The 20,139-nt window shown below is 56.0% G+C and carries 19 protein-coding genes; 2 read left to right on the top strand and 17 right to left on the bottom strand.

What is annotated here, in order from left to right:
* Window positions 1–53: 53 nt before the first annotated feature.
* The 8 genes from ETC05_RS02150 to yneA all read right to left on the bottom strand — a co-directional run bounded on the left by ETC05_RS02150 (window position 54) and on the right by yneA (window position 8,161).
* Window positions 54–1,832: an ABC transporter ATP-binding protein gene (locus ETC05_RS02150; protein WP_031410226.1), complete on the bottom strand. Its 1,779-nt coding sequence runs from the start codon at window positions 1,830–1,832 to the stop codon at window positions 54–56.
* Window positions 1,829–3,592: an ABC transporter transmembrane domain-containing protein gene (locus ETC05_RS02145; protein WP_171660262.1), complete on the bottom strand. Its 1,764-nt coding sequence runs from the start codon at window positions 3,590–3,592 to the stop codon at window positions 1,829–1,831. Before ETC05_RS02145 ends, ETC05_RS02150 begins: the two co-directional genes overlap by 4 nt.
* Window positions 3,593–3,716: 124 nt before the next feature.
* The gene (locus ETC05_RS02140) at window positions 3,717–3,929 is read right to left on the bottom strand and encodes a YneF family protein (protein ID WP_031410230.1); all 213 of its coding nucleotides are present in this window, start codon (window positions 3,927–3,929) and stop codon (window positions 3,717–3,719) included.
* A gap of 89 nt (window positions 3,930–4,018) precedes the next feature.
* Entirely contained in the window at window positions 4,019–4,456 is a 438-nt protein-coding gene (sirA, locus tag ETC05_RS02135) for a sporulation inhibitor of replication protein SirA (protein WP_031410232.1), read from the bottom strand.
* Between the two features lie 256 nt (window positions 4,457–4,712).
* The gene (gene tkt / locus ETC05_RS02130) at window positions 4,713–6,719 is read right to left on the bottom strand and encodes a transketolase (protein ID WP_031410234.1); all 2,007 of its coding nucleotides are present in this window, start codon (window positions 6,717–6,719) and stop codon (window positions 4,713–4,715) included.
* 106 nt (window positions 6,720–6,825) lie between these two features.
* Window positions 6,826–7,056 (bottom strand): DUF896 domain-containing protein, encoded by a 231-nt coding sequence (locus ETC05_RS02125; protein ID WP_031410236.1) that lies wholly within the window; start codon window positions 7,054–7,056, stop codon window positions 6,826–6,828.
* A 127-nt stretch (window positions 7,057–7,183) separates the two neighbouring features.
* Window positions 7,184–7,837 (bottom strand): YneB family resolvase-like protein, encoded by a 654-nt coding sequence (locus ETC05_RS02120; RefSeq protein WP_031410238.1) that lies wholly within the window; start codon window positions 7,835–7,837, stop codon window positions 7,184–7,186.
* Between the two features lie 18 nt (window positions 7,838–7,855).
* Window positions 7,856–8,161, bottom strand: coding sequence for a cell division suppressor protein YneA (yneA, locus tag ETC05_RS02115; RefSeq protein WP_031410241.1), 306 nt, complete (start codon window positions 8,159–8,161; stop codon window positions 7,856–7,858).
* Between the two features lie 152 nt (window positions 8,162–8,313).
* Here yneA and lexA point away from each other — a divergent pair, with 152 nt between their 5' ends.
* Window positions 8,314–8,937 carry a transcriptional repressor LexA gene (gene lexA / locus ETC05_RS02110; RefSeq protein WP_031410243.1) on the top strand — a complete coding sequence of 208 codons (624 nt, stop codon included), beginning with the start codon at window positions 8,314–8,316 and terminating at the stop codon, window positions 8,935–8,937.
* Between the two features lie 64 nt (window positions 8,938–9,001).
* Here lexA and glnA read toward each other — a convergent pair whose 3' ends face one another.
* The 4 genes from glnA to hflX all read right to left on the bottom strand — a co-directional run bounded on the left by glnA (window position 9,002) and on the right by hflX (window position 13,386).
* Window positions 9,002–10,336, bottom strand: coding sequence for a type I glutamate--ammonia ligase (gene glnA, locus ETC05_RS02105; RefSeq protein WP_031410245.1), 1,335 nt, complete (start codon window positions 10,334–10,336; stop codon window positions 9,002–9,004).
* Between the two features lie 39 nt (window positions 10,337–10,375).
* Complete coding sequence (locus ETC05_RS02100) at window positions 10,376–10,777, bottom strand: MerR family transcriptional regulator (RefSeq protein WP_171660261.1); 402 nt, start codon at window positions 10,775–10,777, stop codon at window positions 10,376–10,378.
* A gap of 76 nt (window positions 10,778–10,853) precedes the next feature.
* Window positions 10,854–12,125, bottom strand: coding sequence for a methionine gamma-lyase family protein (locus ETC05_RS02095; RefSeq protein ID WP_031410249.1), 1,272 nt, complete (start codon window positions 12,123–12,125; stop codon window positions 10,854–10,856).
* A gap of 13 nt (window positions 12,126–12,138) precedes the next feature.
* The gene (hflX, locus tag ETC05_RS02090) at window positions 12,139–13,386 is read right to left on the bottom strand and encodes a GTPase HflX (protein ID WP_171660260.1); all 1,248 of its coding nucleotides are present in this window, start codon (window positions 13,384–13,386) and stop codon (window positions 12,139–12,141) included.
* Between the two features lie 158 nt (window positions 13,387–13,544).
* Here hflX and ETC05_RS02085 point away from each other — a divergent pair, with 158 nt between their 5' ends.
* A complete protein-coding gene (locus ETC05_RS02085) occupies window positions 13,545–14,159 on the top strand; it encodes a trimeric intracellular cation channel family protein (protein ID WP_031410253.1) in 615 nt (204 codons plus the stop codon).
* A 96-nt stretch (window positions 14,160–14,255) separates the two neighbouring features.
* Here ETC05_RS02085 and ETC05_RS02080 read toward each other — a convergent pair whose 3' ends face one another.
* The 5 genes from ETC05_RS02080 to ETC05_RS02060 form a co-directional block, all read right to left on the bottom strand.
* A complete protein-coding gene (locus ETC05_RS02080; protein ID WP_171660259.1) occupies window positions 14,256–15,134 on the bottom strand; it encodes a DMT family transporter in 879 nt (292 codons plus the stop codon).
* Window positions 15,135–15,290: 156 nt separating this feature from the next.
* Window positions 15,291–16,442: a thiolase family protein gene (locus ETC05_RS02075; RefSeq protein WP_171660258.1), complete on the bottom strand. Its 1,152-nt coding sequence runs from the start codon at window positions 16,440–16,442 to the stop codon at window positions 15,291–15,293.
* Window positions 16,443–16,567: 125 nt separating this feature from the next.
* The gene (locus tag ETC05_RS02070) at window positions 16,568–17,419 is read right to left on the bottom strand and encodes a 3-hydroxyacyl-CoA dehydrogenase family protein (RefSeq protein ID WP_171660257.1); all 852 of its coding nucleotides are present in this window, start codon (window positions 17,417–17,419) and stop codon (window positions 16,568–16,570) included.
* A gap of 14 nt (window positions 17,420–17,433) precedes the next feature.
* Window positions 17,434–19,053 (bottom strand): long-chain fatty acid--CoA ligase, encoded by a 1,620-nt coding sequence (locus ETC05_RS02065; protein WP_171660256.1) that lies wholly within the window; start codon window positions 19,051–19,053, stop codon window positions 17,434–17,436.
* Window positions 19,050–20,129 carry a CaiB/BaiF CoA transferase family protein gene (locus ETC05_RS02060; RefSeq protein WP_171660255.1) on the bottom strand — a complete coding sequence of 360 codons (1,080 nt, stop codon included), beginning with the start codon at window positions 20,127–20,129 and terminating at the stop codon, window positions 19,050–19,052. Before ETC05_RS02060 ends, ETC05_RS02065 begins: the two co-directional genes overlap by 4 nt.
* Window positions 20,130–20,139: the final 10 nt, after the last annotated feature.

Raw genomic sequence — 20,139 nt, 5'->3', positions numbered from 1 at the left:
ACATGGCGCTTTCTTCTTTATTGTTCCAAGCAGGGGCGGCAAAACGCCGCCATTTACGCATGGACGTCGACGAGGCCGTTTTGCAGCAAATACATTTGATAATAAATCCCCCTTTGCGCCAAGAGTTGCTGGTGCGTGCCGCGCTCGACGATTTCGCCACGCTTTAGGACGAAGATTTGATCCGCATCTTGAATGGTGGACAAACGGTGGGCGATCACCAGCGTCGTCCGCCCTTTTCGCATTCGCGCGAGCGCTTCTTGAATCGCTTCCTCTGTTTCCGTGTCAATATGGGCGGTCGCTTCATCGAGCACCAAAATTTTCGGATCGGCGGCGATCGTGCGAGCAAAGGAAAGAAGCTGGCGCTGACCGCTCGATAACGTCGCCCCGCGCTCAGCGAGCACATGGTCGTAGCCCCCTGGCAGCTGCTCAATGAACGGCTCGGCCTGCACCAATCGAGCGGCCGCCCTCACCCGCTCCTCATCGATGGTTTCGTTATACATGCGAATATTGTCGCGCACCGTTCCGTAAAACAAAAACGGATCTTGCAAGACAAGGCCTAGCCGACGGCGGAGCTCAGCGCGCGAATAATCGCGGATCGACCGGCCGTCAAGCAAAATATCGCCGCGGTCAAACTCGTAAAAGCGCATGAGCAGGTTGATGATCGAGCTTTTGCCGCTGCCCGTATGGCCGACAAACGCGACCGTCTGTCCGGGGTGAATCACAAATGACACGCGCTTTACGACATCTCGTTTGCCATCGTAGGAAAAACTGACATCGCGAAACTCAATTTCACCGCGCTCGATCGTATACGGAGCTTGTTCCGGATGAAACGGCGCCTCCTCTTCACGGTCAAGAAGGGCAAAGACGCGCGAGGCGGAAACGATCGCCTGTTGATACAGCGACAGGCGCATCATCATTTGCGTCACCGGCTCAAAAAAGCGCTCCAAATAGTTGACAAAAGCGTAGAGCACGCCGATCTCAACCGGGCTTTCGAGCGCCGAAATGCCAAAAAAGCCAAGCACAACCATAATCGAAGCCATATAGATCACATCGATCGCCGGCCGAAGCAGCAGCCCGTCAAGGCGGATGTTTCGCATCCCCGCCCGGTAGTGCGCCTCATTCACAGCCGCGAACTCCCGGTAGAGGCGCTGCTGTTGACGAAACGCTTGAATGATGGCCATCCCTTGCAGCGACTCATTCAATTTTGCATTCAATTCGCTCAGCCGCTCGCGCATGTCCTGATAAAATACCGAGCTGTAACGGCGATACGTGCGCATAATGAGCGCGATGGCCGGCAGAATGAACAGGCAAAACAACGCGAGCCGGACGTTGAGCACAAACATGGCGATAAACACGCCAATGACAAACAGACCGTTTTGCACAAACACCGCTAAAACGCTAATAAACATGTCTTTGATGGCTTCCGTGTCATTCGTCACCCGCGAGACGATGCTGCCGCCTGGCGTTCGGTCGAAATAGCTCATCCCAAGGCGATGCACCTTGGAAAACACGTCCATCCGCAACGCTTGAATAATATATAAAGCGAGCCGCTGAAATTCAACAAGCTGAAAGTACGTGATCGCTGTTTTCGCGGCGAGCACGCCGAGATAAGCGGCAGCCAACGCCGCCACCGGCTCAAAAGCCAGGCGGCCCGGCATGAGATAATCATCGATGAACACCTTCACCAAGTACGGTCCGGCAAGCTCGCCGGCCGTGGACAAAAGAAGAAGGAAAAACGCAAGCGCGGCTTCCTTTTTGTATCTCCCCATGTAAGAAAGCAATCGCCAAAGGACTCGCCGCTGTTCTTTGGCCGTCAACGTCTGTCCGTTCATGTCATCCCTCCGATCTGTGATCCTTCCACGAACGCTTCGAGTTGTTGGCGCTGATGCATGTCGCGATACCAGCCGTCTTCAGCCATGAGCTTCTCGTGGGTTCCGGCCTGCACGATTCGTCCGCCATCCAGCACCACGATCCAATCGGCATGCTCGACCGCGCTTAAACGATGAGCGGCGATGATCGTCGTTTTGCCGCGCCGCTCTTGTTTTAAGGCGGCTAAAATACGCGCTTCCGTTTTCGCGTCAACCGCCGACAACGCATCATCCAAAATGAGCACTTCCGGATCCGCCAAAAGCGCCCGCGCGATCGACAGCCGCTGTTTTTGCCCGCCCGACAAAGAAACGCCGCGCTCGCCGACAACGGTCGCATAGCCGTCTGGAAATTGAAGAATGTCCTCATGAATGTGGGCGAGCTGCGCCGCGCGCACGATTTTCTTCTCCTCGGCCTCCGGTTGGGCGAAGGCGATATTGTCGCGCACGGAAGCAGAAAACAAAAAATGGTCTTGCGGCACATAACCGATCGCCGAGCGGAGCGCAGACAGCGTGTAACTGCGAATGTCGCGGCCGCCGAAGCGAATTTCTCCGTCATAGCCGTCAAACTCGCGCAGCAACAGACGAAGCAGCGTCGTTTTCCCTGCCCCGGTTTTGCCGACAACGCCAAGCGTCGCCCCGCTCTTGAGCCGAAAACGAATGTCCGAAAGCGCCGTCCTCATCTCCCCAGGATAGGCGAACCGCTTGATGTCGTACTCGATGTCGCCGCGCGGGGGAACGTCAATGGCATGGGGAGCTTCCTGAATTTCATCCTGCTCGGCCAACAGCGCCCGCACCCGATCATACGAGGCGCGCCCGCGCTCAACGATGTTAAACAGCCAGCCGAACGCCAACATCGGCCAAATGAGCAAGCCGAGATAGGTGGTAAACGAGACGAGTTCCCCAATCGTCAGCTCGCCGGTCAACACCATTTCGCTTCCAAACGCGACCGCGAGGAAAAACGACAGCCCGACAAGGAAGCCGATCGTCGGGTCAAAGAGCGCATCAATTTTGGCGACAGCGATATTTTTAGCCACCACATCTTCCGATTGACGGCGAAACGCCTCCACATCTTGTTTTTCATAACCAAACGCTTTGATCACCCGAACGCCGCTGATGCTTTCCTGCACTTTATCGTTGAGTGACGAGAACGCCTCTTGCGCCGTGACAAACCGCCGATGAAGGATCGTTCCGTAGCGGCTCGTCGCCACCGCCATCACCGGCAGCGGCAATAGACTGATGAAGGTCAGCTTCCAGCTGATCGAAACCGCCATGGTCGCCAGCACAAATCCGCCGAGCGTCAGCGAATCAACAAGCGTCAAAATGCCGCTGCCAGCCGTTTGCTGGATCGCTTGCAAGTCATTGGTCGCGTGAGCCATCAGATCGCCGATCCGCTTCCGCTGATAAAACGACGGCGACATCTTCGTAAAATGTTCATACAGCTCATTGCGCAGCTGGCGGGCGAGCTTGACGGCCGCTCCGAAAATGCAAATGCGCCAAGCATACCGGAGGCCGTAAAGCGCCGCCGCAACAGCGGCGAGGACAGCGATCCAGCGGATGAGCACTTCTTTTGTCATCGTGCCGTTTTTCATATGATCGACCAACAAGCCGATCACTTTCGGCGGGACCGTCTCCAAAAATGCGACGATGACAAGCACGAAAATGCCGGTCATATACGCCTTCTTTTCTTGACGGAAAAACCAAAACAAATCGCGAAACACACGCATGCCATCCCGCCCCCCTTTGTTTCACTAGCAAACAATCGCCATATTATTGTAACAAAACTAGAAAAATTTTGAAAGAACATTTTTACAAAATAAAAAGACACTCTCGATCGAGTGTCCGTTTCGCTTATTTCAGTTGATTGTTCATCATTTTCATCATCTGGTTGATTTTCTTCTGCGAAGGCGTCATGCCCATTTGCATCATCATCATGCGAATCATTTGTTCATTGATTGGCGGGTTTTTCTTCAAATAATTGATCATCGTTCTACGGGCGATGAAAAACCCGATCGCCACCCCGGCGATGAGCGCCAGCACGCCAACGAGAATCGTATCCCACATAGCAGCGATTTTCCTCCTTCTTGTTGTCTCCCTAACAGTGTACTAAACGATGCGCCATTAGACAATATTTCGCGACAAAAATCTTTTCATTACGCAAATTTTCTCCCTTGCGCAGGCGCGGACAGCCAACAGTAATCGACAAAATCAGCGTCGACTGCCAAAAACGTCGGCGACAACTGCGCCAGCGCCCGTCCGATGTCCGCGGCAAGCGGCGCGCTGTCGGCGACAAGAAGCAAGCGGCGCTTTTGCACGACAAGCAACGCTTCCTCGCCGGCGTCGTTTTGCAAAACAAACATATTGCGCTCCAAATTTTTGCCGACGCGGCCGACAAAATATTGCTTTAAGCCGAGTTCCAGACGCGAAAATGACAGCCGTTCGGTGATAAATTCAACTTGCTTGCGGCAAATCGCCTTCAGCGGTGCTTTCGCGTATTGATGCTCACGAAGCAGTTCGACAATTTTTTCTGGCCGATGGCGGTAATGCAGCGCCACATCGTCATTCAACAAATAAATCCAATAGCGGACCATGCCCCATCCCCCATTTCTGTTCATCTATTTTCTATTATAGAAAAGGAAAGGGAAAAAATATGTCTATTAACGGCAAGTTTTTTCACTAACTTTGTCGATTTTTGTTTGCGGTGGACATGCCGCCGTAAACAGGCAACGGGTCATCAACAAGCCGTTCCCTTCGATCCAACCCCGAAACTACTTGAACAAGGCGCAGCGCGGCCATGCTGCATAAAAACAAGCTGCCCCTGCAACAACGCAAGGGCAGCTTTCCCGATTACTTGCCGAGCAACGCTTTCGTGCGGCGGACGACGTTGTCAACGGTGAAGCCATACTCGGCCATGATTTTCTCTCCCGGAGCCGAAGCGCCGAACCGATCGATGGCCAAAATGTCGCCCTCGGCGCCGACGTAGCGCTCCCAACCGAGCGACGCCCCCATTTCAATAGCGAGCCGTTTCGTCACCGTCGGCGGAAGCACTTCATCGCGGTACGATTTTGGCTGCGCTTCGAAGCGATCCCACGATGGCATGCTGATGACGGAGACATGGATGCCCTCAGCGGCGAGAGCTTCTTGCGCTTTGACGGCTAAACCAACTTCCGAGCCGGTCGCCAACAACAGCGCCTCCGGAGCGCCGTTTTTCGCCGGTGAAACGACGTACGCACCTTTTTTCACGCCTTCATACGCCAACTCGGCTGTTGTCGCCAATGTCGGCACATCTTGACGCGTCAAGACAAGGGCGGTCGGTTTGTCCGTCGATTCGAGCGCCAGCCGCCATGCCGCCGCGGTTTCATTCGCATCGGCCGGTCGGATGACCGACAAGTTCGGCATGGCTCGAAGCGAAGCAAGATGTTCGACCGGCTCGTGCGTCGGTCCGTCTTCGCCGACGGCGATGCTGTCGTGCGTCAACACATACGTGACCGGCAGCCCCATGAGCGCCGCGAGTCGAATGGCCGGGCGCAAATAGTCGGAAAACACGAAGAACGTGCCCCCGAACACCTTCAATCCACCATGGAGCGCCATGCCGTTCAGCGCCGCCCCCATGGCAAACTCGCGCACGCCAAACCAAATGTTGCGACCTTCATAGCTGTCCGGCAGGAAGTTGCCGCCGCCTTTGATGAGCGTTTTGTTCGAGCTTGCCAAGTCCGCCGAACCGCCGAACAGTTGCGGCACCGCTTTGGCGATGGCGTTGATGACTTCGCCCGAAGACGAGCGAGTGGCTAGGCTTTTGCCCGCTTCGTATACCGGCAATGAAGCTTCCCATCCGTCCGGAAGTCTGCCTTCGATCGCTCGCTTCAATTGGGCGGCCAGTTCCGGATAGGCCTGTTCATAGGCGGCGAACTGTTCGTTCCATTCCGCTTCTTTTTTTGCCCCCGGCTCTTGCACCGTTTCCCGGAAATGGACATATACTTCTTCCGGTACATAAAAATCTTCGGCGAACGTCCAGCGGTACGCTTCCTTCGTCAACTTCGCCTCTTCCGCGCCGAGCGGAGCGCCATGAACGCCGGACGTGCCCGCTTTATTTGGCGCACCGTAGCCGATCGTCGTTTTCACTTCAATGAGCGTCGGCCGGCTGAGATCAGCCCGTGCTTCTTCCAACGCTTTTGCGATTTCTTCAATGTTATTGCCGTCCTCAACGCGCAAATATTGCCATCCGTACGCTTCAAAACGCTGGGCGACGTTTTCCGAGAACGACAGATTGAGCTCCCCGTCTAGCGAGATGTCGTTCGAGTCATACAGGACAATCAGACGGCCCAACTTTAAATGGCCGGCGAGTGACGCAGCTTCGCTTGCCACGCCTTCCATCAAATCGCCGTCGCCGCAAATGGCGTACGTATAATGATTGATGATCTCAAAGCCGTCTCGGTTGTATGTAGCCGCCAAATGTCGTTCCGCCATGGCCATGCCGACCGCCATCGCAATCCCTTGGCCGAGCGGGCCGGTCGTCGCTTCCACCCCCGGCGTATGACCGTATTCCGGATGGCCTGGCGTTTTGCTTCCCCACTGGCGGAACTGCTTGAGGTCGTCCATGGATACGTCGTACCCGCTTAAATGGAGCAAGCTGTAAAGCAGCATCGATCCATGGCCCGCGGATAAGATGAACCGATCGCGGTTGAACCAACTTGGATTTGCTGGATTGTGGTTCATAAATTTCGTCCAAAGCGTATACGCCATCGGCGCTGCACCCATCGGCATGCCTGGGTGCCCGGATTTCGCTTTTTCGATCGCGTCAATCGACAGCGTTCGAATCGTCGTAATCGCCAACTCCTCGATTGAATGCGCCATCGTCTTCCTCCCTTTCATCAACATGGTGTCATTTACTATCATATAGAAAATTGACTTGCTTGTACAACGTTTCTTTTTCTTCCAACGCGAACGAGGCAATGATTCCTTAATGGAAACGCCGCTGCCGGCTTTCCTTCAATTTTTGGGGCGTTACGTCATTGCCGTTTGGGTCGATGACGGTCACCGCATGCAGCATATCGGTCATCGCTTTGCGGAACGCCTGAATATACTCGCGGCGCAATTTCGCCTGCTCAAGCGTCTCTTCGGCTGACAAGCCAGCCGTTTTTGCCTTTCTCGCCAGTTCGTTGATGCGGGCAAGTTTATGTTTCGCGATCATCAGGCATCTTCTCCTATCTGTCATATTCTCACTCGACTTCATCTTATCGGATGAAACGGGAGGATGGCAACGATGTCTCAGTTTTCTTCATCTGTTCGCCGCTTTTAAGATTAGGTGCGTCACACGATCAACGCTGCCGTTGTTGCTCGTCCATATATTCTTGGTAACGGCGATGAACAGTCGCCTTGGACGCCTCATAGCCAAAGCTCCGCAGCGTCGCGGCGATATCAGCAAATGTCAAGCCGCGTTCGCGCAAGCGGACGATCTCCTCGACCGGCAGATCGATTCGATCGCGCCCGGCGTTTTCACCCTGGCGCCTCAAGTTCCGCTCCGGACGATAGCCGCGCTCGACGGCCCGCCTCATGCCGCGCTTAATTTTCGCATTATGTATTTTCCGCTGGTACTCCTCAACAATAGCGATGATGGACAACACCATCTCATCGGCTTCCGACAGCGGCATTTCCCCTCGGTGGTTGGCGCTGTATATTTTCACCCCTTGCTTTTTCAAACAGTGCAGCACCGCCATGCGCGCATGGCCGCGCCCAAGCCGCGTTTCATCTTGAATAAGCAACACATCGACGCTTCCCTCTTCGCACAATTCGAGAAGCTCCAATACGCCATCGCGATCAGCTTCATAACCGCTCGCCTGCTCAGCGATTACCTTGACGACTTCAAATCCACACTCAGCCGCCAGATGCTCCAGCTCATCGCGTTGCCTAGCCAGCGACGTTTCCTGCTCTGTTTTGTCTGTGCTGACGCGGCAATAAATGACCGCTCTCATGGCCTCCCCTTCTTTCTGTCACCGGTTGACGGCCAATGAGCCGCCCTGCTTTGATTTTAACACGGGGATCACGATTTGTTCACCTGCCGTGAGGCGCGAACTCGACAGGTGATTCATCTCCATCACCCAGCGGATAAACTCATTCGGCGACAGCCCGTGCTCCTCTTCATACTGCTTCGCCAACCCCCAAAGCGTATCGCCAGGAGCGACCGTGATCGTCACGTATTCTTTTTGATCGACCGGGCTGCTGGCGTAGACGAACCCTGCCAACACGAGCGCAAACAAAAAAGAGAATAGAAAGTGGTGCAACAATGTTTTTCCCATTTCCCCCACCTTTTCCTAGAATGTTTGTTCGCTTTCCTTCATTATATCTAGGAACGTTTGTTTGTGTCAATAAAAAACTCGAACTCATGTTTGTTTTTTCATCTTCCGCATGATATAATGGAGGCAAATGATGTAGCAAGAGGTGTGAAACGATGACGAAACTGTCAAAACGACAGCAGCAAATTTTAGAGTTTATTAAACAGGAAGTGAGAACGAAGGGGTATCCGCCGTCGGTGCGGGAAATTGGGGAAGCGGTCGGGCTTGCGTCAAGCTCAACCGTCCATGGGCATCTCGCGCGCCTAGAGAGCAAAGGATACATCCGCCGCGATCCGACAAAGCCGCGCGCCATTGAAATTTTGGACCCTGACATGGCCAAGGAAAAAGAAAAAGAGGAAACGATCTCTGTGCCGATCATCGGCAAAGTGACGGCCGGCCAACCGATTACCGCAGTGGAAAATATCGAAGGCTACTTTCCGTTGCCAAAACGGCTCGCCTCAGGCGAAGAACAGCTGTTTATGCTTGAAGTGATGGGCGACAGCATGATCGAAGCCGGCATTCTCGACGGCGACTACGTCATCGTCCGCCAACAGTCATCGGCCAACAACGGCGACATCGTTGTCGCCATGACGGAAGACAACGAAGCGACGGTGAAGCGGTTTTTCAAGGAAAAAGACCACATCCGCCTGCAGCCGGAAAACGCGCATCTTGAACCGATCCTCGTCCGCGACTGCACGATTCTCGGCAAAGTGATCGGCGTCTATCGCCTGATCGACTAAGAGTCCGGCCAGCGCTGCCGCCATAACAAAAGCTGCCCGAAAAACAGGGCAGCTTTTTTATGCATCAGTAAAGCTCCAAATATTGATCCAATTCCCATTGATGGACCGTTGTCCGGTACATATCCCACTCGATTTCCTTCGCTTCGATGAAATGCTCGAATAAATGTTTGCCGAGCGCGTGAATCATCACTTCATCGGACTTCAAGTTTTCCAGCGCTTCATGCAGCGTTGCCGGCAAATCGACGATGCCTTCTTCGAGCCGTTCTTCTTTCGTCATGACGTAAATGTTTCGATCCACTGGCGCCGGAGGAGTGAGTTTGTTGCGAATGCCGTCAAGCCCAGCGGCTAAAAGCACCGCCATAGCCAAGTATGGGTTGGCCGACGGGTCGACACTGCGCACCTCGATGCGCGTGCTCATGCCGCGCGAAGCGGGAATGCGGATGAGCGGGCTGCGGTTGCGCGCCGACCAAGCGACGTAGCACGGCGCTTCATAGCCTGGAACAAGCCGCTTGTACGAGTTGACGGTCGGGTTCGTCACCGCCGTAAAGTTCGGCGCATGCTTCAGCACACCAGCGATAAACTGACGCGCCGTATCGCTCAACTGCAAATCGCCGTTCGGGTCGAAAAAGGCGTTTTCACCGTTGCGGAACAGCGACAAGTTGCAGTGCATCCCTGAACCGTTAATCCCAAAAATCGGCTTCGGCATAAAGGTCGCATGCAATCCGTGTTTGCGGGCGATCGTTTTGACGACGAGCTTAAACGTTTGAATGTCGTCGCATGCTTTAATGGCATGGGCGTATTTAAAATCAATCTCATGCTGGCCCGGGGCGACTTCATGATGGGACGCTTCGATTTCAAACCCCATTTCCTCAAGCTCAAGCACAATGTCGCGTCGGCAATTTTCCCCAAGATCCGTCGGCGCCAAATCGAAATAGCCGCCGCGATCGTTCAGCTCCATCGTCGGGTGTCCTTTTTCGTCCAGCTTAAAGAGGAAGAATTCTGGCTCAGCCCCTAAGTTAAAGGCGTTGAAGCCGAGCGACTCCATCTCTTTTAGCATCCGCTTCAAGTTATAGCGCGGACAGCCTTCAAACGGCGTGCCATCCGGGTTGTAAATGTCGCAGATAAAGCGGGCGACTTTTCCTTTTTCTGCGGTCCACGGGAAAATGACGAACGTATCCAAGTCCGGATACAAATACATATCCGACTCTTCAATGCGGACAAATCCTTCGATCGACGATCCGTCAAACATAATTTTGTTGTTAAGCGCTTTCTCCAACTGACTGATGGGAATTTCGACGTTTTTGATCGTGCCCAAAATATCGGTGAATTGCAGGCGGATGTACTTGACATTTTCCTCTTTGACGATGTGTAGAATGTCGTCACGCGTATATTTTGCCATGTTGAAACTCCTCCCCGGCTCGGAAATCATTTTCCGTCATTAATGAAAGAAGCGAGCGAGATCTCCTTGGCGAAGCGATGCGCGCTGAAACCGCCCGGCCTGCAACAATTCATTCCGCAAAATTTCGCGCAGTTCTTCATCCGACAGCTTCGGTTTTCCTGCTTTTTCGACTTTCTCCGCTTGCCCGTGGCGCCCTTCCTCCCGTGCGGCAAAAATTTGCTTAATGCCTGCCAAGTTGACGCCTTGGTCGATCAAATCTTTAATTTCCAGCAAGCGGTCAATATCATTGAGCGAAAACAGCCGCCGGTTGCCTTCGGTGCGCGCTGGCGAAACAAGGCCGTGCTCTTCATAATAGCGGATTTGCCGAGCCGACAAGTCGGTCAGCTGCATCACAATCCCAATTGGAAACAATGGCATGGAACGACGAATTTGGCTGCTCATGCCAATTCCTCCTCGCTTTTGATACCTTTATTTTACCATAATGTTAGGAAATGAGTCAATGAAACGTGACGTTTCCTCACAAACAAATCAACTGTTGTTCAAGCAAACGCTGAATGGCGGAACAGACGGCGATTTTCACATGCGAATACGTCAATCCGCCTTGCACATACGCGACATAGGGGGGACGCAACGGCCCATCGGCCGTCAACTCAATGCTTGCCCCTTGCACGAACGTGCCGGCGGCCATGATTACTTTGTCTTCATAGCCCGGCATCTCACTCGGATACGGGGTGAAATGAGCGTTGACCGGGGAGGAAGCCTGAATCGCTTGGCAAAATGCCACCATTTGTTCCGGATCGTCAAAACGGACGGACTGAACCAAATCCGTTCGCTTTGCCTTCCACGATGGCGAGGTTTTGAGTCCGATCCGCTCGAGCATCGCCGCCGTAAAAACCGCTCCCTTGAGCGCTTGCCCGACGACGTGCGGGGCAAGGAAAAACCCTTGGTACATCTCAAGCAAACTGTACAGCGACGGTCCGACTTCGGCACCGATGCCCGGTGATGTCATCCGATAGGCGCACGCTTCGACATATTCCCGCTTGCCGACAATGTAGCCGCCCGTTTTCGCCAGCCCCCCGCCGGGGTTTTTAATGAGCGATCCAGCCATCAAATCAGCGCCCACATGACACGGCTCTTTTTCTTCCACAAACTCCCCGTAGCAATTGTCGACAAACACGACAACATCCGGTTTAATCGACTTGACGAATGCAATCATGCGGCCGATTTCTTCGACGGTAAAAGACGGCCGGTCCGCATAGCCGCGTGAACGTTGAATGCCGATCATTTTCGTCCGTTCATGGATCGCTTCGCGAACGGCCGGCCAATCGACCATTCCATCCGCTGTGAGCGGCACGCTGCGATAACGAATGCCGAACTCCTTCAGCGAGCCGACGCCGCGGCCGCGGACGCCGACGATTTCCTCAAGCGTATCGTACGGAGCGCCGGTGATGTAAAGCAATTCATCACCCGGGCGCAAAATGCCGAACAAGGCGATGGCAATCGCGTGCGTGCCGGAAGTGATTTGCGGCCGCACAAGACCGGCTTCCGCTCCAAAGACATCAGCGTAAATGCGGTCGAGTGTATCGCGGCCCGTATCGCCATACCCATAACCGGTCGTCGGAATGAAATGGCCGTCGCTCACTTGATGACGACGGAAGCTTTCAAGCACCCGGTATTGGTTTGCTTCAATCAATTCGTCGATGCGGCGGTGAATCGGCGCGATTTGTGCTTCAATTTCCTCGATGAGAAGAGCGATGGTTTCTCCGTGTCTCCACTGTGTCCAAAACATCGATGAACCCTTTCTATCGTTGGAATGATTGCAGATCCCCATACAAGGGGTGCGTCGGCAGCACGTACCCTTGGCAATCGTACGTGCCCCCCTGTTCATTATAATGCCATTCATGCAAAATGGTGTCCGATTTTAACCGAGCGAGCCATTTTCCTTCGCCGCTTGGAATCGACACGTCGTAAGGCACCATTTGTTGTTTCACTGCTTTCTCAATAAAACCGCGAAGCCGGTCGATATCAGCGGCAGAAAGCGCGCTCATGACGAGCGCCTCGGTCGTCGTCGGAATGAATTCTGGCGTCTGTCGGTCACTTTTATTGTACACCGTGACCATCGGAATGGAGGAAGCCCCTAACTCCGCAATGAGCCGCAACACCGTTCGCTCATGTTCGGCGTAATCAGGATGCGACGAATCGACGACGTGAAGCAACAGATCCGCTTCCGTCACTTCCTCGAGCGTCGAGCGGAACGCGGCGACAAGCGTCGTCGGCAAGTCTTGAATGAACCCGACCGTATCGGTGACAAGCACCGTGTAGCCGCATGGCAAGACGCATTTGCGCGTCAACGGATCGAGCGTGGCGAACAACAAGTTTTCTTCCAACGAATCGGCAGCGGTCAGCCGATTGAAAATCGTTGATTTGCCGGCGTTCGTATAGCCGACGAGCGCCACTTGAAACGCTTGGTTTTTTTGCCGGCGCTCGCGGTACCGCCCGCGATGCTCGGCGATGCGCCGCAGTTCAGCTTTAATGTCGTCGATGCGGCGGCGAATGTGGCGTCGGTCGGTTTCCAGCTTCGTCTCCCCCGGGCCGCGCGTGCCGATGCCGCCGCCCAAGCGGGATAGCGCCTCTCCTTGGCCGCTAAGGCGCGGCAACAGATACTCGAGCTGGGCGAGCTCAACTTGCAGCTTTCCTTCTTTCGATCGGGCGCGCCTTGCAAAAATGTTTAAAATGAGCTGCGTCCGGTCAATCACTTTCACCTCGCCAAGCATGTTCGTCAAATTGCGCGCTTGACTTGGAGAAAGCTCACTGTTGAAAATGACGACGTCCGGTTCCAGCTGCTTAACGATGGCGGCGAGCTCTTCCGCTTTCCCTTTGCCGATATACGTCGCCGGGTGCGGCGCTTCACGTTTTTGCGTCAACTCTGCCACAACCTCGCCGTTCGCCGTCGCAACGAGCGAAGCGAGCTCCTCCATTGAATAGCGAAACCGTTCATCATCAACACCGGCAAGCTGGCAGCCGACAAGGATCGCTTGTTCGCGGTTCATGACATCCTTCCTTTCCTTTGCGGCAAACAGGGTTATCTACGTTGATGATACCAAATCACACCGCCGGTCTGCTAGTTCGTTCCAAAAAAACAATTGATTTTCCACCGCTTTTGCCCCTACAATGATACAAGGACACGACACGGAAAGGAACAGCACGAATGACGTGGGAAATATTGAGCATCATCGGCACGATCGCCTTTGCCATCAGCGGAGCGATCGTCGCGATGGAAGAGGAGTATGATTTGCTTGGCGTCTATATTTTAGGGATCGTCACGGCGTTTGGCGGCGGGGCCGTGCGAAATTTGCTGATTGGGGTTCCCGTATCGGCGTTATGGGAACAAGGTTCGCTCTTTCTTGTCGCCTTAGTCTCGATGACGATCGTCTATTTGTTTCCCAAGCAGATGCTCCCGCCGTGGAAGCGATGGGGCAACTTTTTTGACGCCCTTGGGTTATCGGCGTTCGCCATCCAAGGGGCGCTGTATGCCGTCAACATGGGTCATCCGTTAAGCGCGGTCATCGTCGCGGCGGTGTTGACCGGCAGCGGCGGCGGCATCATCCGGGATGTGCTTGCCGGAAGGAAGCCGCTTGTGCTGCATGCGGAAATTTACGCCGCCTGGGCGATTCTCGCCGGCGTTGCCGTCGGACTGAAATGGGCGGAGTCGCCCGTGGAGCTGTATGTGCTGTTTATTGCCGTCGCTGCTCTTCGCATTTTGTCATACACGTACGGCTGGAAGCTGCCGCGGCGGGCGGTGGGGGAAAAAGCGGGCGGGTAATAGCTTCCAGCGTAGATTCGAGTGATTGGGCATCAAACCATGGCCAAAGAAGAAATGGCAAGCAGGGGACGCCCCCGCGCGGGCGCTTCGCTTTCCTTACGCGCTTTGCCCGCTCCGCACCGCCACCGCCACTCCCGCGACGATGAGCGTTCCGCCCACCCAAAAGGACGCGTCAAGCCGCTCATGCAAAAACAACCAGCCAAAGAGCGAACCGACGAGCGGCTGAAAAAAGAAAAAGAGCGAGCCGATGCCGGCGTCGATCATCTCCATTCCTTTGTTCCACAAGAAAAACGCGCCCGCCGTTGACACGATGCCAAGGTACAACACGCCCATCGCAACCGACGCGTTCCATTGAACGGCCATCAGCCCCGGACGCTCCACCATCAACATCGGCGTCATGCCGACAAACGCCGCCAAGATGGCGAAGGTGGTAATGGAAAGAACGGACATGCGCGCCGACGCCATTTTCACCAGCACCGACAACAGCGCCCAAGTGACCGCCGCGCCGACTAACGCCATATTTCCGGCTAACGTCGACTCCCCGCTGCCCCCGAGGCCGACGATGACGACCACTCCCGCCGCCGCCAACAACAACGCCACAAGCTTCCGCCATGTGAGCGCTTCCCCAAGCAGCCAACGGGCAAATAAAACGACAAACGCCGGTGTCGAAGCCGTAATGAGCGAAGCCGTATGGGCGTTCGACCATTTCGTGCCGACAAATTGCAGCGAAATGGAAATGACATAGCCGATGAGGCCAATCGCGATCACCATCATCCAATCGCGTCCGTGCTTTGGCGGGCGCTCGCGTTTCACTGCCGCGATCGCGGCAAGCGCGATCAAGGCGACGGCGTAGCGCAGCCAGACGAGCGTCAGCGGCGGGATGTAGTCCAACACGTACTTGCTTACGACATACATCCCGCCCCAAATGCCGGCGGCGAGCGATAAATACAAAGAAGCGAGAACAGGCTGTTTCATCTTGCCCAGCGCTCCCCCTTTCGTCCGCTTTTCTTCATCTTATCACACCCGCGAGGCTTCCGTCCCGCTTGGTTTTCAGCAAAAAAATAGCGGGCTTGGCGGCTTGGCGGCCGCCCCCGCTGCTGATGGTGCGAACTTCATGTGTTTTGTCGCGCCTTACATTCGCTCGATGATCGTCGCTGTCGCCATGCCGTGCCCGATGCAAATCGTCAATAGCCCATAGCGGCCTTCCCGCCGCTCCAGCTCATGAACGAGCGACGTCATCAGTTTGACGCCCGTCGCGCCGAGCGGATGGCCAAGCGCGATGGCGCCGCCGTTGACATTCACTTTCGCAAGCGGGGCGCCGATTTCTTTTTGCCAGGCGAGCACGACCGGGGCGAACGCTTCGTTGATTTCAATGAGATCGATATCCTCGATCGTAAGTCCGGCTTTTTTCAGCACTTGTCTTGTCGCCGGAATGACGCCATCCAGCATATACGTCGGGTCCGAGCCGACGACCGTTTGCGCGACGATGCGCGCTTTCGGCTTCAGTCCGAGCCGGCGCGCCGCCTCCCGCTCCATGAGCAACACAGCGGCCGCCCCGTCGCTCATTTGGCTCGCATTGCCGGCGGTGATGACGCCGTCTTCTTGAAACACCGGCTTGAGCGCGGCGAGCGCTTCCAGCGATGTATCGGCCCGCGGCCCTTCATCATCGGTGACAAGGATTTCGCGGCCATCGCGGTCAAGCCCTTTGACCGGGACGATTTCGGCGCGAAACTTCCCTGCGCGCATGGCGGCCAAGGCGCGCCAATGGCTTTCGTAGGCGTAGGCATCCAGCTCCGCGCGCGTCAGGCCGTATTTTTTGGCGATCCGCTCGGCTGAAACGCCTTGGTGGATGAACTCGTACTTTTCATGAAGCGACGGCGGAATCGTCCGCTCATTACCGTCGCTTAAAATCGGGACTTTCGTCATGCTTTCGACCCCAGCGGCAATGGTGACATCCATATCGCCGGAGCGGATTTCTTGAGCGGCAAAATGGATCGCCTGCTGTCCGGAGCCGCACATCCGATTGATTTGCACGGCCGGCACTTCGATTGGGAATCCAGCCTCCAACGCCGCGAGCCGCCCGATGTTGTATCCTTGCTCGGCGATCGGCGTCACACAGCCCATGACGATGTCTTCCACCGCCCCTTTGTCTATGCCCGCCCGGCGCACAACTTCATCCAACACCACCGCGGCCAGATGGACCGGATGAACGTCGCGGAAGACGCCGTTCCGTTTACCGACCGGCGTTCTGACTGCTTCCACGATCACCGCTTCGCGCATCATCTTCGCCTCCTTGTTGTTGTCAACGCCACGCCTTGACGGCGCGGCCACACCGTTGTATCAAAAGGCGCACCGCAGCGCCGCCAAATGGGCCCATTTCTGTCCACCCTCTCCATGAGAGCGCCTGTTCATGTTGTATACGTATAGAACCCTTTCCCTGTTTTCCGCCCTAAATGCCCGGCTTCAACGAGCTTGCGCAAAAGCTGCGGCGCCCGGAACCGGTCGCCGTACGCTTCCGTCATGTTTTCACTCACAAACAGGAGCGTATCAAGCCCGACCATGTCAGCGAGCTCGAGCGGACCCATCGGATAATTGAGGCCAAGCCGCACCGCTTTATCAATATCCTCGGCCGAGGCGACTCCTTCTTCGTACATGCGGATGCATTCAATCATATGGGCGGCGATCGCCCGCGTTGTCACAAACCCTTGCCGGTCTTTGACGACGACCGTTTCTTTGCCAAGCTCGGCGGACAGGCGGCGAATGGCGTCGACGGTGTCGTCGGAGGTCGCCTCCCCTTTCACAATTTCGATCAACTTCATCACCGGCGCCGGATTGAACCAATGCATGCCGATGACTTTCTCCGGCCGGTGGGTCGCGGCGGCAAGCGCTGTCACGCTCAGCTCCGATGTGTTGGTCGCCAAAATGGCGTCTGGCTTTGTCCGTTCGTCAAGCTTTCGAAACACCTCTTTTTTCAACGCCAAGTTTTCCGGCACGGCTTCGATAACAACGTCCGCGTCACGCGCCGCTTCCGCCAAATCGGTCGTCGGGCGGATGCGGCCGAGCGCCGCCTCCGCTTCTTGTTCAGACAACTGCCCCGCTTTCACAAAGCGGCGCAAGCTTTTTTCGACCGAGGCGAGCCCGTTTTGCAAAGCCGTTTCGGACACGTCATATAAATGCACCGTTTTTCCCGCCATCGCCGCCGTTTGCGCGATACCGCTTCCCATCACTCCAGCGCCGATGACCGCAATCGTTTCGGCCACGGTGTTCGCCTCCTTTACTCCGCCGCCGCATCGGCATAGCGCGCCGCCATCTCATCGCGCAGCTTCCGCTTCAAAAACTTGCCGACGCTTGTTTTCGGAATTTCATCGAGAAACACAATGTCGTCCGGCAGCCACCATTTCGCAAATTGCGGGCGCAAAAAGTCGTACAGCTCTTCTTTTGTCACGCTTTTGCCTTCTTTCAGCACGACGCAGGCAATCGGACGCTCCTGCCATTTCGGATGCGGCACGGCGACGACCGCCGCTTCGAACACCGCCTCATGGGCCATAAGCGCATTTTCCAAATCAACCGATGAAATCCATTCGCCGCCGCTTTTAATGACATCCTTCGTCCGGTCGACGATTTTCACAAACCCTTCTTCGTCCACGGTGACGACATCACCGGTATGGAGCCAGCCGTCGCGGAACGTCTCCTTCGTTCGCTCATCGTTGTAGTACTCGGCGGCGATCCACGGCCCGCGCAAGCAAAGCTCGCCCATTTCCTTCCCGTCCCAGCGAACCGGCCCGTTTTGGCCGATTACTTTCATTTCAAGCCCTGGCGCAAGCAGCCCTTGTTTGGCGCGTATGTCGAGTTTCTCCTCGTACGACAGCCCGTCTTGATAGCTTTTCGGGCGCGAGACGAGCACAAGCGGGCTCGTTTCCGTCATGCCGTACGCGTGAATAAACGGAATGCCGTATTTTTCTTCAAAGGCGCGGATGACTCCTTTCGGCGCGGCCGAACCGCCGCAAATGACGCGCGTCAGGCTGCTGACATCATAGCGGCCTTTCTCCAATTCTTGCAGCAGCCCGAGCCAAATCGTCGGCACGCCGGCCGTGATCGTCACCCGCTCGGCTTCAATCAGCTCGGCAAGCACTTTCGGCGTAAACGCCGGCCCCGGCATGACGATCGTCGAACCGAACCACGTGGCGGCAAACGGCAGCCCCCACGCGTTGACGTGAAACATTGGCACAACTGGCATGGCGACATCGCGCTCGCACAGCCCTTGCGTATCAGCTAGGCCTAGCGCCATCGCGTGCAAGACGGTGCTCCGGTGCGTGTATACAACCCCCTTTGGACGGCCTGTTGTCGCCGATGTATAGCACATTCCGGCCGGTTGGTATTCATCGAGGTCTTTCAAAAACGGGAATGCCGGATCGCCCTCGGCAAGCAGTTTCTCGTAATGGTACACCGGCGCCAGCGCCGTTTCCGGCAGCTCGTCGGCGTCGGTCATAATGATGAAAGCGCGCACGTTCGGGATCTCGTCTTTCACCGCTTCAATGGCCGGCAGCAAATCATCATCGATCAGCAGAACGCGGTCATCGGCATGGTTGATGATGTAAGCGATATGCTGCGGTGAGAGACGGATGTTGATCGTATGCAGCACCGCCCCGATGCCGGGAATGGCAAAATACGCTTCCAAATGGCGGTGATGATTCCAGGCGAACGTGCCGACGCGGTCGCCGACTCCCACCCCGAGCTGCTTCAACATGCTGGCCAGCCGGCGCGTCCGCTCCCCAATCTCTTTGTATGTATGGCGGACGACACCGCCTTTCATGCGGGAGATGACTTGTTTTTTGGGAAAAAACATCTCCGCCCGCTCGAGCATCATCGAAATGTTTAACGGTGTTTTCATCATCGGTTATTCCTCCCCTTCAACAAATCAGCATGTTCATTGACTTCAGGCGGCGCTTCGACGTCCCACCGGCCATCCGGCCCATGCGCAGCCGTCCACACGCCATCCGGCTGCATCGCGACAAGGCGGCGAACTTGGCCGTCGGCAAACAGCCGCTTCGCTTCATCCGCTTCAAGCACCGGAGCAAGGCAAGCGTCGACCCTTTCCGCGAAGGCGCTCCATTCAGAAAGCGTTTTTTCGCGAAACAAAGCGACAAGTCCGTCATACACCGCCTCTCCCGGCCGCGCCGGCGCCCACTGCGCCCCGATCCATTCCGGATGGCCGACCGCTTCGCAAAACTGGCGCCAAAAGTGCGGTTCAAGCGCCGCTACACTCATATAACGGCCGTCTTTCGTCTCATACAGTTGGTAGCACACCACCTCCCCGGCAAGTTCGGCAAGGCCATGTTTCGGCCCGCCGCCGTGTTCCATGGCAAAATGGCCCGCCATCATCGCTGCCAAGCCGTCAACCAGCGAGACGTCCAAATAGGCGCCTTGGCCGGTCCGCTCGCGGGCGAACAGCGCCGCCAAAACGCGCTCCGCCGCCGCCATGCCGCCGATAAAATCAGCCAGCGTCACTTTCGGATGAACCGGACGGCCGCGTTCATCGGCGAGCTGCGCCAATACACCGGAGAGCGCCATATAGTTCAAATCATGGCTGCCGAGCAAGGAGCGGCCGCTCCGCTGGCCGAAGCCGCTGATCGAGCAGTAAATGATCCCTTCGTTGTCGCGGCGCACATCGTCATACCCGAGCCCAAGCCTAGCCATCACTCCGGGGCGGAAGCTCTCGATCACCACATCGGCGCGGGCGGCGAGCCGCCGCGCTTGCTCGCGCCCCTCGTCCGTCTTTAAGTCCAAGGCGACGCTTTTTTTGCCGGCGTTATAGGCGGCAAACAGCCGCCCCCCGGCGAACGGGCGCAGACGGTCGCCGGAGGGGGGCTCGATTTTGATCACTTCGGCTCCGAGCTGGGCGAGGCGCCAGCTCGCAAACGGACCCGGCAAGTACTGGGAAAAATCAAGCACAACGATGCCGTTCAACATGGTCCTTCCC

This window comes from Geobacillus sp. BMUD, from assembly GCF_013096845.1.
Taxonomy (GTDB): Bacteria; Bacillota; Bacilli; order Bacillales; family Anoxybacillaceae; genus Geobacillus; species Geobacillus vulcani.
The sequence above is the reverse complement of the archived record's forward strand: the minus strand, read 5'-3'. Positions and strand labels throughout refer to the sequence as shown.